The organism is Proteiniclasticum ruminis DSM 24773 (assembly GCF_000701905.1).
In the GTDB taxonomy this organism is placed as follows: Bacteria; Bacillota; Clostridia; order Clostridiales; family Clostridiaceae; genus Proteiniclasticum; species Proteiniclasticum ruminis.
Window position 1 is genome coordinate 45,396 of the sequence record NZ_KL370832.1, and the last position, 14,664, is coordinate 60,059.

The following is a 14,664-nucleotide window of genomic DNA, read 5'->3' on the forward strand; positions in this document are numbered from 1 at the left end:
AGGATACTGTAAAAGTATCCTTTTAAAATGTCACTTATTCTACAAAATGTTGTCCAATCATCCATAAGTGCTCTGGAGCATCCACTCGGCTCGTCCAGGGGTTTTCAGGCAAGTGGCGGATCATCCAGACATAATACATACGATAACCTGGAGCACTCACTTGTGGATGTACCACTCCACCAGGGATCGCGGAGAAACTACCATCTGTTATCTTGAAAACCTCATCTCCTACAAAACATGCACCGAACCCTTGAGGTTTATCAAAACGGTAGTAGTATACTTCGGGTTGGTCATGAGAATGAGGAATATAACTGGACCAGCTTCCCTGATGGGTATATGATTCTCCAAGTACCATATTGGAGTAAGGGGCGTTTCTATAGTCAAATATAGTGGTTACATCACGGACAGCTTTCCCAGCACAGAGGTCTTGTCCAAACCTATCTATTCGAATCTCATCTTTCGCATAAAATTTCGGTTTAAATACTGTAGAGTTTTGTGTTCTTTGTACAAGAATACTGCTGTCTTCTACTGCGTTCACAGTGACGGGAGTATGTTTTGGCACATGAAGAGCGGATGCGCTCTCCTCCCAGATGCCACTGCGCGAAGTAAGAACTGTCTTATCACAGTAAGAAAGTTCTATGGATCCATGTAGGAGCAGTATCGCCATTTCATCATTTTCGTAGAGAAAAGGATTTGATTCACCCTTCTTTAAATCATATACATGAACATCCATCATCATATTTTTATAGGTTCCGGTGGTTTCGACAATAGTTTTCACACTATTTTCGCATATGGGGTAGCCAAATAATTGGATTCTATTCATTTTAAGTCCTCCTCGTAGGATTTGATAAAGGATTTAATTTCTTCTAAAGTAGGCATATCTGCAGAGCATCCATGGCTCTTCACCAGCATGGATGCTGATGCAGACCCCAGTTCCAAACAGTTTTCAATAGGCCAGTTTTCTAGTAGTCCATAAATAAATGCAGATCCATAACCATCTCCACCACCAAAGGACTTCAGTGCCTGCACTGGAAAAGGTTTTATGCTGTAATGTTCTCCTAAGGCAGTATAAGCAGTTGAACCTTCTTTTCCATGTTTGATGACGACGATTTTAGCGTTCCTGTTGAACCAGAATTCAGCAGATTCATGATCGTTCATACCAGGCTGTATCAGCCTTTCTGTTAAGTCAAACTCTTCTCTGGATCCTATGATTAGAAAGCTCTCGGAGGCAACCATAGAGTAATACACAGAGATTTCATCTTCGTTTGTCCAGTTGTAGGGTCTGTAGTCAATATCAAATATGATTGGTGTTCCGGTCTTCTTTGCCAGAAGTACAGCTTTAAGTGCAGCTTCCCTGGAAGGGCTTGCAGCCAGCGAGGTTCCTGAGATCAGAAGAGCTTTGGCATTCTTTATATACTCTTCATGAATATCTTCCGTACTCAGCTGTAAATCAGCAATGGCATTGCGGTACATGAGAATACTGCTTTCATTCTGATTTAGAATCTCTGTAAAAGTCAGGCCAAGTTTCTCACCATTCTTACATCTTTTGATTTGTGAGGTATCCACCAACTCAGACCGGAATGTTTCAAAAATAAAATCACCAAACTGGTCATCAGATACTCTTCCGATAAAACCTACATTTTTCTTTAGTCTCGCAAGACCAACAGCAATATTTGCGGGAGATCCACCCAAATATTTTCGGTAAGTCGTACTTTCTGATAGAGTTTTGTAGTAATCAACTGGATTGAAATCTATGGCCGCTCGACCTAAAAGGACAAGATCCATAGGTCTTGTCTCATCAAAAAAATGCTGTTTCAATTGATAGCCCCCTTATTATTAAAGATATATATATGATCCATGGTATTCTTCATGATGGATAAAACAACATGTTCATGAAGTTTAAAATAGTTGTAGTGTTCATGGGATTGAAGATACTCCTGGACGGCATTCACATAGCACTGAAAGGTTGAAGTTGCAATGTTGATTTTACGGATTCCCCTGTCAATGCAGTTTCTATAATCCATAGAACTAAGCCCTGAGCCACCATGAAGAACCAGCGGAGTTTTATTGTCCTTGTGAACCTCCTCAAGAATAGAGAGTTGAAGGTGAGGATTTCCCTGATATGCACCATGGACATTTCCAATAGCAATGGCTAAAGCATCCACAGAGGTCTTTCCGAGGAAGTAGGGAACAACACCAGGGTTTGTGTAAATGATGTCTTTTGGCGTGCCATCATCCTCTGTTCCACCAATGGTTCCTAGTTCAGCTTCTGTTGTAGCACCATAGGACTTGCACAGAGCACTAACCTCATTTATTTTCTTGATGTTCTCTTCTAAAGGCAAATGGGACCCATCAAACATGATCGATGAAAATCCGATATTTAGAGCTTCTCTGATGAGATTCATAGATTCACCATGATCAAATTGCACAGCTACGGGAACTTTTGCGTTTTTAGCCGCACCAACCATCATCGGACCGATATAGGATAGAGGGGAGTGGTTTAGCCTGCCTTCAGCGATTTGGAGAATCACCGGTGTATTCGTTTCTTCTGCTGCTTTTAGTACGCCTAAGACCATTTCAAGGTTACTTACGTTAAACGCACCAATTGCGAGATTGTTTTCCTCTGCATAAGACAACAGAGTTTTCATATTATAGAGAGCCATTGATTCACCGCCATTTCTTTTATTGTTTTATATATTCATGGTAGCATTTGAAATTGAACAAAACAATGAATTAACCAAATCCATAACCAATGTGACAAAAATACAATCAAAAGATAATCATTTTACTGAATAAAATTATATCAACTAAGAAAACTGCTTCGTCCTCTATGAACTGCTCCCTGTCAAGTGGACAGTGAAAAAAAGAAAAATAGATGCTATGCCGCAAGGGCCTGGTTCCTCACTTCAAGAGGAGCTAGGCTCTTATGCTTTGCCTGGTAACGCCCGTTGTTGTAGTAGTGGATGTACGCCTCGACTGCCGCTTCGAGTTCCTCATAGGTGCTGAACTTGCTCAGGTAGTACATCTCGCATTTCAAAGTGCCCCAAAAGCCTTCCATGGGTGCGTTATCGAGGCATCGTCCTACCCGGGACATACTCTGGGTGCAGCCTGCTTCGTCCAGCATCTTTCGGAAAGCCTTGGAAGTGTACTGGAACCCACGGTCGCTATGGAACAGCGGACTTGCGTCTGGGTTCTCTTGCACCGCCAGGTTAAAGGTCTTGAAGACCAGATCATTGTTGTTTCTGTGTCCAAGGACGAAGGAGACGATACTGTTATCCCCAAGGTCAAGGATCGCGCTGAGGTATGCCTTCTTGTCGACGCCATACTTGAACTCAGTGACATCGGTGAGCCATTTCTGGTTCGGCATATCGGCGTGAAAGTCACGGCCCAAGATATTCTCCGCGGTGATTTCCGGCGTGCTAGGGACATAGGTCCTCTTCTTGGGTCGGATGACCGACTTGAGACCCATGCGCCTCATCAGACGGCGTATTCTTTTGGGATTGTAGGCGCACTTGTGGTCCCGGTTGATGTGCATGGTCATCCTGCGGTAACCGAAGGTCTTTTTATGGGCCAGGTAGTACTCAAGAATCTTCGCGCACAGCCAATCCTCTTCCGAAGGGCCCTGCGCTTCAGGTCTCTTAAGCCACTTGTAGTAGCCGGATCGGGCTACGCCTGCGACCGCGCAAAGAAGGGACACCGGATGCCCCTTGCACGCCACAGTATCCTGGATGGCCACGTAGGCTATTTCTTCCGCCTTGTACCAGACTCCAGACGCATACGGACCACTTCCAGTTTTTTTTAAAACTCGATCTCGATCTCGAGACGTTCCACCTTTGCTCTGAGAAGTCTGTTCTCTGCCGCAAGGCGTTCTGTCTCGTCCATGTTCTCTATGTCCTTGCCTTTGCCCCTGTTGTCCTTCAGGGAGACAACGCCACCCTTGTTGTATTTCTTCACCCAGTCGTATACCTGGTGGTAGGACACCTCATACTTCGTTGCAGCAGCAGTGTAGTCTTTTCCGTTCTTCATGCAGTATTCCACGATCTCGATCCGTTCCTCGTAGGTTGTTTTCCTTCCTTTTGCCATGTCGACTCCTCCATCTGTCCTCTTGTAGGACTTGAGTTCTTCATGACCATTATAACGTTTTATCCAGTCTTGAATCTGCTTATTGTTACGAATATTGTGCTTTACAGCCAGAGCTCGAAGGCTGATGTCACCTTTCAGATACTCCTCTGCGACTATTTGTTTGAACTCGGAAGTGTAGGACTGGTTCCTGCTGCTCTCCCTGAGAGCGTCCTCTCCCAGAACTTGGTACTTCTCCACCCAGGACCTCACGGTGCTGGCATTACAGCCATACAGCCTGCTCAGATCAAGGCTCGATGCCTTCCCCTCCAGGTATGCCTTTACTATCTCCAGTTTCTTCTCCTGACTGAACTTAGCTTTTCTTCCCATAGAAATACTCCCCTTATCATAAACAGTTTAGTTATTTCACTGTCTACTATAAGGGGAGCATATCACTAAGGATGAAGCAGTTTTCTTAGTGTTTCTCTTTATATCGAGCAGGACTCAATCCGGTTACTTTTTTGAATACACGTGTAAAATAGTTCTGGCTGGAGAATCCTACTTTTTCAGAAATCTCATTCATTGAAAGATGGGTGGATTTAATTAGATTCTTTGCGTATCGGATTCTCATGTTTTCCAAGTATTCACCAAATGCAATACCCATCTCTTTCTTAAATAGTTGGCTTAAGTAGGAACTATTAAGGTATACATGAGAAGATACATCCTCTAGTGTGAGCTTTGTCTGGTAATGGGCATTAATATACTGCAGAGCGTTCTTGATAGGAGGGGATAGGTCTAGCTGTTTATCTTGGCACAAAGAAAAGAACATCTGCATAAACTGATGAAGAGATCCTTGTGCCCCTTCTGCAGTTTTTGCATTGAGCACATTTCTCAGAAGTTCATCCAGCTGCTCTACAATCTTCGCATCATCAGATTTTATGACCAGTTCACTCGTTATAAAAAGGGAGAGTGATGTAGATAGAAAAGCTTGCACTTTCTTCGGATGAGTGTGCACGTCATGAATGTTCTTTAAGTGTGATTCTAAAGAAGTTACTGCCTCCTGATATGAGCCATTATCTATGAGTTTCTGGAGTTGCATAATGGCTGAAGATCTTTTAAAGGAATCGAAGCCTTCTGAATTTATGGGGAAATTCTCCCAGAGATAATATGCTTTACACTTCAGTAAATCTATAGATTCCACTACTTTAAGATAAAGCACGTCAGAATCTTTCAGCATGGTATCAACAATGGTGCCGATTTTTATATTTAAATACTTTTGTAGGTTTTGGCTTAAGATTGTGACGGTTTTTATAAACTCTTCTCGTTGCATCTCAGGAATATGAGTATCTGAACAATAGAGTAAGAGAAATTGATCTTCCACAGGAAAGACAATACTATGCCTTCCCATAGTGTGAAGCACAGTTTTTATATATGCACAGGTTTCAAATCTTGAATCAGGATTGAACCGAGTGGTGGTAAAGGAGCAAATGTGAAGATTGCCTGTAGTCAGATTTGTTGAGAAAAGTGAAAGAAAAGCAGAATTTTCATATGATGTAGGTTGCTTTTTCATTTCTTGAAATAGCTCCTCATGCTTTTTGATTTTTATTAGCATATCTTTTTCAATCTCAACTTCAGTCCCATTCTTTAAGTCTGCCTCCACTTTTGAAAGGAGCGAGCTTATGTCCTCCAGTCGCATTTCAGCTTTTAAGATATAGTCTAGTGCACCCGCTCTAAGCGCAACTTTAACATAATCAAACTCATCATAGGAGGAAAGAACGCAGCTCCGTGTATTTGGTTTATGTTCTTTTAAATAGCGGACGAGCTCCATGCCATCCATTCGAGGCATTTTAATATCTGTAATCAGCAGATCTGCATCAAATCTTTCGAGAAGCTCAACAGCCTCCATACCATCACTTGCCTCTTCAATATCAAACACATATTGATCTGCGAGCTGCTCAAGAAAGAGTTTAAGCCAGTTCCTAATCAGCTGATCATCATCAACCAGTAGTATTTTCATCATATATTATAACCTCCTTTTGCTCGATGATGGGTAATTTCAGTGTAACTCTTGTACCTTCATTTTGCTTACTTTCAATCGATGCACCATACGGAGATCCGAAGGTGAGCTCTATGCGGTCCTGAACATTACGGTATCCAATTCTTGTGGAGTCAGAGGGTGTTTTTGAGAAATCGATGGATGTATCGAATCCTATACCGTTGTCGATAACTTCAAAAATTACTTTTTGATCCTGGATGAATCCATTAATGATGAGGATTCCATTCTCCTTTTTTGGCTTTAGTCCATGCAGGAATGCATTCTCGATGATGGGTTGTAGTAGTAGCTTTATGGTTTGGAAAGACTTGATTCTCTCATCAATATTGTACTGAACCTGCACTTTATTTGAGAAAGCATAATTTTGTATGTAGACATAGTCTTTCAAAAGGTCAATTTCTCGTTCGATGGAAATCAGTTCCTTAGTATCAGAAAGAATATTTTTCATAATTTTAATGAATGAAAGGATGATTTTATCCACATCTTCTTTCTTCTCTGTATAGATAAGGTACCTAATGGTGGCAAAAGTGTTATAAAGAAAGTGTGGGTTGATTTGAGTCTGAAGACTCTGTATTTCAGCCTTTCTCTTTAGTTCCTGCACTTCCATAATTTCACTCATCAGATCCTTCACATGATGAATCATGGAGTTGAACTGTAGTGATAAATCTCCAATCTCATCATCATGTAGTACAGGTGCCTCCACTTCCAAGTTCCCTTTCTCCACAGTTTTCATGGTGTCGTTGAGTGTTTTGAGAGGGTAGAAGAATTTTCGGATAAAAAGAAGTGAAAAAATAGTAGAAACAATGAAAAATACAATAAGTGTAAAGATATAAGATTGATTGGCCTTTGTTAAATGGAAAGTTAAGTATGCCATATCATTAAAAGTGTATAACTTCCATTTGTTCGTGTTAATCGTATAATGTGACATCAGAAGATCCTTATCCAGAGCTTTTGTCAGCTGATATCCTGATACCTGATAAAGATAAGGCTCCAGCATCTCTACTGCAGTAGTTATTTTAAGATTATTCTCGTATGAAATCACACGGTTTTCATCATCCACCAGAAAAATACTCTGCTGGTTTGTGATATAACCCGAATACATTTTTCTTATCTCATTCTCAGAGATACCTAGAATCAATGTACCTAAGGACTTCCAAGTTTCAGGATCATGGATTTCACGTATCAGATACATATGAGTCATGCTGTTTAGTGAAAATATGAAGTCTAATGATCGGTCTGAAGTCCAAATGATTCTGGAAGGGTTAACTTCTAGAGACTGATACCATCGAGTGTTTTTATATGAATATGCATGCATTTTCTGAATGTTGGGTGCACTTCCATATATACGGTCATTTTTGGAAAGAAGGACCGTTTTAAAATCAATTCTTGCCATGCTGGCATTGTAGCTATCAAGTGCAGTATTCATGGTAGTTGCAAATCCATCATCTGAAATTAAATCATTCTCTGCTCTAAGCAGTGATATAATCTCAGAGTCTAAGTAGAAAAGATTGGAGATAGATTTCAAATGGTTGAGTTCATTTGACATAATATCAGAAATCTGGTTGATATCTTTTTGTGCTGCTCGAACAGCTTCATCACGAATCATTTTACGCTGCTGATTGATCATGACAGTACCTGCAATAATCATAGGCAACACGATGGTGAAAAAGACAATCATGAAAAGTTTGTTTTGAACTGAAAGGCGTAGTTTTTTATAATTTTTCAATGCACATACCTCAATTTTTATCACTAGTTGAATGATATCATAAACGAAATCCATTTCATAATCATTTGACAATCGAATGAATCAAATATTGAGACGAAATGTAAACGTATAATAGAAAGTACAAAAACCTAATCAAAGTGCAATTAAAACCAAAAGAAAAAATGCCATACTTAGAATATTGCTATTTCAGCTAACCAAATTGCATTTTCAACGATGTCGACTTCGTCTAAGATAAATACAACGTGATGAATACGTTAACAAAATAAGGGGGAATTTTTAATGAACAAAAAAGTAATCGCTCTGATACTCACCGTCATGACAGGGCTATCCATGGCTGCATGTGGGGATAAATCAGAAAACCCTTCCGCTGGAGAAACACCTCAGGTTTCCACTGAAACTATTAAAATCGGTCTTTATGGCACCATCACCGGTCCCAATGCTTTGGCAGGTGAGATGCTGGAAAAGGGTGGAAAGCTTGCCATGAAAGAAATTAATGAAGCGGGAGGCATCAACGGAAAGAAGCTTGAACTGGTGGTATACGATGATAAGTCATCGCCAGAAGGAGCAGTGAAAGCCGTCACAAGACTGGTTGATGTGGATAAGGTTACTGCAATTGCAGCATCAAACTCCTCACCGAATATTTTGGCTACTACACAAATCAGTGAAGAGGCAAAAGTTCTTCAGGTAGGAGCTGGTACAAGTCCATCTTATACAAATGCCGGATTCAAGTATCTATTTAGAGGAACAGCAAACGGATCATTACCAAATTCAGCAGCTGTTGAAGCGATGCTGGAAATGGGAGTAAAGAAAGTGGGCATTTTAAGTGTTGCAGCAGAAAATGGAAAATCTGGTGTGGAAAGTTTCAAGTCATTATGGGGAGACCAGATTGAAGTGGTTGCTGAAGAAATTTATCAGACCACAGATACAGACTATACAGGTCAAATCGCGAAGATTTTAAGTGCGAATCCAGATGGTATTCTAATTTATGGAATGACCAATGAATCTGCTTTGGCTATTAAGCAGTTCAGAAGAAATGGGTATGAAGGATATATCTACGGACCAGAAGCATTGGGTGTACCAGATCTTCTATCTGTAGCAGGTGAGGCATCTGATAATGTGATTTTCGGATCTGGGGCAGTCATTCCTGCAACCGTTGAAGATGCATCGAACCCTGTAGAAAAAGCAATGCTGGAAGCTTTCGTTAAAGAGTATGGTGCTCTGCCAGTCTCTGACGTAGTTTATAGAGGATATGATTCTGTGAAACTCATCGCTGAAGCGCTGAAAAATGCAAAGGACATCACTGATCCTGAATCCATTCGTGAATCTTTCCTTGCCATCAAGGACTTCCCGCTCATTGGTGGAAATTATGACTTTACAGATGGGTCTGGAGATGGCCTGACTTCAGCAAGAAGCTATATTATCCAGGGTGGAAAGCATGTGCTTTTCAGTGAATGGAAGAAAAACAACTAACTACAACGCTGAATGAACGGGGGAGGATGAGGGAAATCTCAACCCCTCCCTTTTTTTACCAAAAATAGAGAAATTGACAAAATTCATCAAAAGAAAAGGGGAAAAGATATGATACCACAACTAATTATAGGCGCTCTCATGATCGGTAGTGTTTATGGTCTTGTAGGTCTTGGTTATGGCTTGATTTACAAAGCCTCCGGTCTTATGACGCTGGCTCAGGGTGATATGCTGATGTTCGGCGCATTTCTGGGGTTGACTTTTTATAAATATATGGGACTTCCATTTATTGTATCACTGATGCTTACAATGATTCTCATGTTCTTTCTAGGTATGTTCATCGAAAGAGTACTGGTGACAAAGCTTCTTGCGAAAGGGGCTCAGGTGGTGTATGTCATTTTATGTACCATATCGATATCTATGATTCTTCAGAATACAGCTATGCTTACCTGGGGTTCCAATGTGATGCAGTTTCCCTCCATTTTCAACAAAAGTACGGTTGAAGTATTTGGGATGCGTGTTGTACCAGAGAATCTTCTTGCACTTGGGGTAGGTATCGTGGCAATGGTTGGCCTTCATCTGTTCATGACAAAGTCTAAGTTTGGTACTTCTATGAGAGCCTCCGCCATGGATGAAATGGCTGCGAGTTCTTTAGGTATCAATGTACCTGCAACAAAAGGAGCATCCTGGGGGATAGCCTCCATGCTCGCCGGAGGCATTGGTGTTGTGGTAGGTCCGATTTTTGGTGTCTACACATCTATGGGGGCAATGATAGGGCAAAAGGCATTTGCTGGTGCAGTGGTCGGCGGTTATGGAAATATGTATGGCGCTATAGTTGGTGGTTTGTTTTTCGGATTTTTGGAAACCTTTGTTTCTGCATATCTGACATCGAGTTACAAGGATTTCATCACCTTCGGCATTCTCATTCTTGTGATGATAGTTATGCCAAAAGGACTATTCAATGAGGAGGTTATGGAATAATGCAGGAAGTATCAAAACCAACAAAATCCACAGTTTGGAATGTGCTAAGAGGAACCATTCTAGAACATAAAGGAGCAGTTATAGGTGTTCTATTCATAGGTACGGTGGTTGCTTATATGCTACAGGAAAGATATCTAGCACTGATTTTGTGCTTCATATGTATAAATTCCATTGCTGTAAGTGGTCTCGATATCCTTTTTGGATATACAGGACAAGTGTCCTTTGGACATGCTGGATTTTATGCTATTGGGGCTTACGGATCCACGCTTCTTTCCATGAAATTGGGTATTCCGGTGATCCTCTCTGTAATCCTTGCAGCACTCCTTGCTACTTTTTTTGGTATGATCATCGCTTTTCCTGCTTCTAAGCTTGTGAAGCACTTCTTATCTCTCCTAACGATTGCTTTTGGTCAGATGGTGTTCATGTTCATTTCAGTGACAGATAAGATCACCAATGGTTTTTCTGGGATTATGAATGTGCCAAACATTACATTTTTCGGCTATACCTTTGTTTCCAATCAAAGTTATTTCTTCCTCTTTGCTCTTGTGACGTTGTTGGTGATCATCAGCAAAAAAAGATTGATTAACTCAAGAGTTGGAAGAGCGTTCATTGCACTGAGAGAAAATCCGCACGCAGCAGCAGGAATGGGAATCAATGTCAGGTATTATAAAATTCTTGCTTTTTCACTTTCAGCATTTCTCACAGGACTTGCAGGTGCATTCTATGCCCATCTTGTTGGATTCATCAGTCCAGATACCTTTATGTCCAATCAGAGTAATATTTTCATGACGATGCTGCTGTTTGGAGGAATTGCATCTTATTTAGGTCCCGTGATCGGATCTGCAATTCTCGTCATTGTAACAGAACTTATGCAGAGCTTTGTAAGTTATCAAATGCTGATTTATGCCTTCTTCATTTTGGCAGTTCTATTCTATCTGCCAAATGGTGTAGTTGGAATCTATGAGAAGATGCGTATGATTTTACTAAGGCGTAAGGAAAGGAAGGTGAACTAAATGTTGAGACTGGAAGATTTAACAATAAAGTTTGGTGGTCTTACGGCTGTGAATTCAGTGAATGTCGAAGTCCAGGATGGAGAAATATTTGGGCTCATCGGTCCCAATGGTGCAGGAAAAACTACGCTCTTTAATATCGTAAGCGGTGTATATAAACCGACAAGTGGAAAGGTGATTTTTGATGGAGAGGAAGTCCAAGGGACACAACCCTACAGAATCAATCAGCTGGGTATAGCGAGAACCTATCAGAATATCAACTTATTTAAAAAAATGACGGTTCTGGAGAATGTTATGGTGGGGTGCCATTCTAAGAGTAAAGAAGGACTTTGGGGTGCCTTACTGAAGACGCCAGCACAAAAACAGGAAGAAGAGAGAATTAAAGAAAAGAGTCTTGATATCCTTAAGTTTATGGACCTTCAACATAAAGCTATGATGAAAGCTAGTAACCTATCTTACGGAGAACAAAGAAGACTTGAAATATCACGAGCTCTGGCATCAGATCCGAAGCTTTTACTTCTGGACGAACCTGCAGCAGGGATGAACGGGAAAGAGAAGGAGGAGCTGAGTGATCTCATCAAAAAAATCAACAAGCTCGGTATCACCGTTCTTCTGGTGGAACATGACATGAAACTTGTGATGAAAGTTACAGATAATATTTGTGTACTAAATTATGGAAAGAAGATTGCCTATGGCGATCCTGCATCCATTCAGTGCAATAAAGAAGTGATCGAGGCGTATCTTGGAGGTGGAGAATTTGTCTAGTATTTTAGAAATTAATGATCTGCATTTTCACTATGGGGAAATACATGCGTTAAAAGGAGTTAATTTAACGGTGAACAGCAATGAGATAGTGACTCTCATTGGGGGAAATGGAGCAGGTAAAACGACAATGCTCCGCTCTATTACAGGGCTACTGGGTAAAATCAGTAGTGGAGAAGTCCGATTTATGGGAGAGAGAATCGATGGAAAGAAGCCACATAAAATTGCTGAACTGGGTCTTGCCCAGTGTCTTGAGGGTAGACACATTTTCAGTAATCTTACGGTTCGTGAAAACCTAAATATGGGTAGCTATCTCAGAAAGGATTCTGGCATAACAAGCGATTTAGATTATGTTTTCCATCTGTTTCCAAGACTTCTGGAACGAGAAAAACAGAGAGCCGGGACACTATCTGGTGGTGAGCAGCAGATGCTTGCCGTGGGGAGAGCTCTGATGCAAAAACCGAAGCTGATTATGATGGACGAACCATCTTTAGGACTTGCACCACTAATAATACGAGACATATTTAGCATTATTAAGCAAATCAACAAAGACGGTATTCCGGTGCTTCTTGTTGAGCAAAACTCCAACGCAGCACTTCAGGTTGCAGATCGGGGTTATGTTCTTGAAACCGGTGAAGTTGTGCTTGCAGATACCGCGGAAAATCTAAGAAGTAACGATGCCGTAAGAGCTAGTTATTTAGGCGCCTCATAAGGAGATAAAGATGGAAAATATTGTTGAAAACACACAAATTACTGATTTGAGCATTAAAGCAGCGCAATTGAGACGAGACGTACTCACCATGATTCAGAAGGCGAACTCAGGTCACCCTGGAGGCTCACTCTCTATGATGGAGATGATTGTGACACTCTATTACTACAAGATGAGACTAAATATTAAAAACTCTTCAGATCCTAAGAGAGACCGCTTTGTTCTATCAAAAGGACATGCAGCGCCTGCGCTTTATGCAGTGCTTGCAGATTTAGGATATTTTGACAAAGGTCTTTTAGATACCTTCCGTCAGTTTGGAAGTCCACTTCAAGGTCACCCTGACAAGAAAAAACTGGTAGGTCTGGATGCCTCAACTGGATCCTTGGGACAAGGTGTTTCCATTGCTGTGGGTATGGCCCTTGGCGCAAGACTTTCTGGAGCTGGAGCCTCTGTTTACTGCATCCTGGGAGATGGAGAACATCAGGAAGGGCAGGTTTGGGAAGCAGCCATGGCTGCAGGTCATTACAAACTAAATAATCTAACGCTACTTGTGGATAACAATAAACTTCAGATTGATGGAAAAACTGAAGATATCATGGATGTAGGCAATCTTGCAGACAAGTATAGAACATTTGGATTCGAGGTCATAGAACTCATGGACGGGCATGATCTATCAGATATGATATCAGCAGTTGACATGCCATCCAAAAACAAACCTAAGTGTATTATTGCACATACGATTAAAGGAAAAGGAGTTTCCTTCATGGAGAATGAGGTTGGCTGGCATGGAAGAGGACTTACACTCGCTGAACTGAATGATGCATTGAAAGAACTTTATTAGGAGGATACTATGCCAGAATTAATAGCAACTAGAGCAGCTTATGGTGATGCACTTCTTAAACTGGGACATGAAAACAATAAAGTGGTTGTCTTGGACGCGGATCTGTCACATGCTACTATGACACATAAATTTGCATCTGCTTTTCCGGACCGGTTTTTCAACGCAGGAATTGCGGAAGCGAATATGACAGGTATGGCCGTGGGGCTATCTGAAATGGGATATATTCCTGTGATTAGTACATTTGCGATGTTTGGAACAGGAAGAGCATATGAGCAGGTCCGAAACTCCATTGGATATCCCCATTCCAATGTAAAACTGGCCATGAGCCATGCCGGAATTACATTGGGAGAAGATGGTGGGAGTCATGAGACCATTGAAGATATTTCACTTATGAGAGGAATACCAGGGATGACCGTCATCTGTCCAGCAGATGCGCATCAAACAAAAAAAGCACTGGAAGCGGCAGTGGAAATGGAAGGGCCGGTTTATCTCAGATTAGCCAGAATGCCTTCACCGGTTCTAGAGGATAAACCCTTTGAGATTGGTAAAGGTCAGGTTTATAAAGAAGGACAAGATGCAGTTCTTTTCACCTGTGGCCTTATGCTACATAAAGCACTTCACGTAGCGGAGAAACTTTCAAAGATGAATATGCAGATCTCCGTCGTGAACATACACACCATAAAGCCCATGGATACTGAGCTGATTAAAAAGTATGCTGAAAAATGCAAAAAAGTTATTACTTTAGAAGAACATTCAGTGTATGGTGGCCTTGGAGATGCAGTAGCGGATATACTGTTAGAAAGAGGACAGTATCCAATCAAGAAATTGGGTATCATGGATGTATTTGGACAATCTGGAAAGCCAGAAGAGCTTCTGAGACATTATAGGCTGGACGAGGAAAGCATCGAAGAAGATGTGATTAAGTTCATGAATAAATAAACGTATTGCAAATAGAGAGATTTGATTATTTCCAAAAGAATCAAATCTCTCTATTTCATATTTCGATATAGTAGGCAAAGTTCGCAGATGCAATTCTTATCCAACACAAGGAAAAAT

13 protein-coding genes and 1 pseudogene are annotated in these 14,664 nt (G+C 41.1%); 7 read left to right on the forward strand and 7 right to left on the reverse strand.

The annotated features are described in order from the left end of the window. Positions 1-34 precede the first annotated feature (34 nt). The 7 genes and pseudogenes from T487_RS0113430 to T487_RS0113460 form a co-directional block, all read right to left on the reverse strand. Positions 35-823, reverse strand: coding sequence for a 5-deoxy-glucuronate isomerase (locus T487_RS0113430; protein ID WP_051651733.1), 789 nt, complete (start codon positions 821-823; stop codon positions 35-37). Beyond that, entirely contained in the window at positions 820-1,785 is a 966-nt protein-coding gene (gene iolC, locus T487_RS0113435) for a 5-dehydro-2-deoxygluconokinase (RefSeq protein WP_423219176.1), read from the reverse strand. Before iolC ends, T487_RS0113430 begins: the two co-directional genes overlap by 4 nt. A gap of 29 nt (positions 1,786-1,814) precedes the next feature. Next, on the reverse strand, positions 1,815-2,663 hold the full coding sequence (locus T487_RS0113440) for a ketose-bisphosphate aldolase (RefSeq protein ID WP_031577646.1): 849 nt from the start codon (positions 2,661-2,663) through the stop codon (positions 1,815-1,817). Positions 2,664-2,878: 215 nt separating this feature from the next. Beyond that, positions 2,879-3,748: pseudogene (locus tag T487_RS16310) on the reverse strand (IS3 family transposase); the annotation flags it as partial. Between the two features lie 50 nt (positions 3,749-3,798). After that, positions 3,799-4,449: a helix-turn-helix domain-containing protein gene (locus T487_RS0113450; protein WP_031577648.1), complete on the reverse strand. Its 651-nt coding sequence runs from the start codon at positions 4,447-4,449 to the stop codon at positions 3,799-3,801. Between the two features lie 85 nt (positions 4,450-4,534). Next, positions 4,535-6,079 carry a response regulator transcription factor gene (locus tag T487_RS0113455; protein ID WP_031577649.1) on the reverse strand — a complete coding sequence of 515 codons (1,545 nt, stop codon included), beginning with the start codon at positions 6,077-6,079 and terminating at the stop codon, positions 4,535-4,537. Continuing rightward, positions 6,057-7,838, reverse strand: coding sequence for a sensor histidine kinase (locus tag T487_RS0113460; RefSeq protein WP_031577650.1), 1,782 nt, complete (start codon positions 7,836-7,838; stop codon positions 6,057-6,059). The genes T487_RS0113455 and T487_RS0113460 overlap by 23 nt, the downstream gene beginning before the upstream one ends. A gap of 279 nt (positions 7,839-8,117) precedes the next feature. Here T487_RS0113460 and T487_RS0113465 point away from each other — a divergent pair, with 279 nt between their 5' ends. The 7 genes from T487_RS0113465 to T487_RS0113495 all read left to right on the forward strand — a co-directional run bounded on the left by T487_RS0113465 (position 8,118) and on the right by T487_RS0113495 (position 14,547). Then, positions 8,118-9,308, forward strand: a complete 1,191-nt coding sequence (locus T487_RS0113465; RefSeq protein ID WP_031577651.1) for an ABC transporter substrate-binding protein — start codon at positions 8,118-8,120, stop codon at positions 9,306-9,308. A gap of 108 nt (positions 9,309-9,416) precedes the next feature. After that, positions 9,417-10,286 (forward strand): branched-chain amino acid ABC transporter permease, encoded by an 870-nt coding sequence (locus T487_RS0113470; RefSeq protein ID WP_031577652.1) that lies wholly within the window; start codon positions 9,417-9,419, stop codon positions 10,284-10,286. After that, on the forward strand, positions 10,286-11,299 hold the full coding sequence (locus T487_RS0113475) for a branched-chain amino acid ABC transporter permease (RefSeq protein ID WP_031577653.1): 1,014 nt from the start codon (positions 10,286-10,288) through the stop codon (positions 11,297-11,299). Before T487_RS0113470 ends, T487_RS0113475 begins: the two co-directional genes overlap by 1 nt. Beyond that, the gene (locus tag T487_RS0113480; protein WP_031577654.1) at positions 11,300-12,061 is read left to right on the forward strand and encodes an ABC transporter ATP-binding protein; all 762 of its coding nucleotides are present in this window, start codon (positions 11,300-11,302) and stop codon (positions 12,059-12,061) included. A gap of 1 nt (position 12,062) precedes the next feature. Beyond that, a complete protein-coding gene (locus T487_RS0113485) occupies positions 12,063-12,770 on the forward strand; it encodes an ABC transporter ATP-binding protein (RefSeq protein ID WP_031577655.1) in 708 nt (235 codons plus the stop codon). A 10-nt stretch (positions 12,771-12,780) separates the two neighbouring features. After that, complete coding sequence (locus tag T487_RS0113490; RefSeq protein WP_036909558.1) at positions 12,781-13,608, forward strand: transketolase; 828 nt, start codon at positions 12,781-12,783, stop codon at positions 13,606-13,608. 9 nt (positions 13,609-13,617) lie between these two features. Continuing rightward, the gene (locus T487_RS0113495) at positions 13,618-14,547 is read left to right on the forward strand and encodes a transketolase family protein (RefSeq protein WP_031577657.1); all 930 of its coding nucleotides are present in this window, start codon (positions 13,618-13,620) and stop codon (positions 14,545-14,547) included. Positions 14,548-14,664 lie beyond the last annotated feature (117 nt).

What these genes read in the sequence shown, in the direction of transcription:
- T487_RS0113430 (WP_051651733.1), bottom strand. Translation starts at nt 823, where the DNA reads ATGAATAGAATCCAATTATTTGGCTACCCCATATGCGAAAATAGTGTG.
- iolC (WP_423219176.1), bottom strand. Translation starts at nt 1,785, where the DNA reads ATGGATCTTGTCCTTTTAGGTCGAGCGGCCATAGATTTCAATCCAGTT.
- T487_RS0113440 (WP_031577646.1), bottom strand. Translation starts at nt 2,663, where the DNA reads ATGGCTCTCTATAATATGAAAACTCTGTTGTCTTATGCAGAGGAAAAC.
- T487_RS0113450 (WP_031577648.1), bottom strand. Translation starts at nt 4,449, where the DNA reads ATGGGAAGAAAAGCTAAGTTCAGTCAGGAGAAGAAACTGGAGATAGTA.
- T487_RS0113455 (WP_031577649.1), bottom strand. Translation starts at nt 6,079, where the DNA reads ATGATGAAAATACTACTGGTTGATGATGATCAGCTGATTAGGAACTGG.
- T487_RS0113465 (WP_031577651.1), top strand. Translation starts at nt 8,118, where the DNA reads ATGAACAAAAAAGTAATCGCTCTGATACTCACCGTCATGACAGGGCTA.
- T487_RS0113470 (WP_031577652.1), top strand. Translation starts at nt 9,417, where the DNA reads ATGATACCACAACTAATTATAGGCGCTCTCATGATCGGTAGTGTTTAT.
- T487_RS0113475 (WP_031577653.1), top strand. Translation starts at nt 10,286, where the DNA reads ATGCAGGAAGTATCAAAACCAACAAAATCCACAGTTTGGAATGTGCTA.
- T487_RS0113480 (WP_031577654.1), top strand. Translation starts at nt 11,300, where the DNA reads ATGTTGAGACTGGAAGATTTAACAATAAAGTTTGGTGGTCTTACGGCT.
- T487_RS0113490 (WP_036909558.1), top strand. Translation starts at nt 12,781, where the DNA reads ATGGAAAATATTGTTGAAAACACACAAATTACTGATTTGAGCATTAAA.
- T487_RS0113495 (WP_031577657.1), top strand. Translation starts at nt 13,618, where the DNA reads ATGCCAGAATTAATAGCAACTAGAGCAGCTTATGGTGATGCACTTCTT.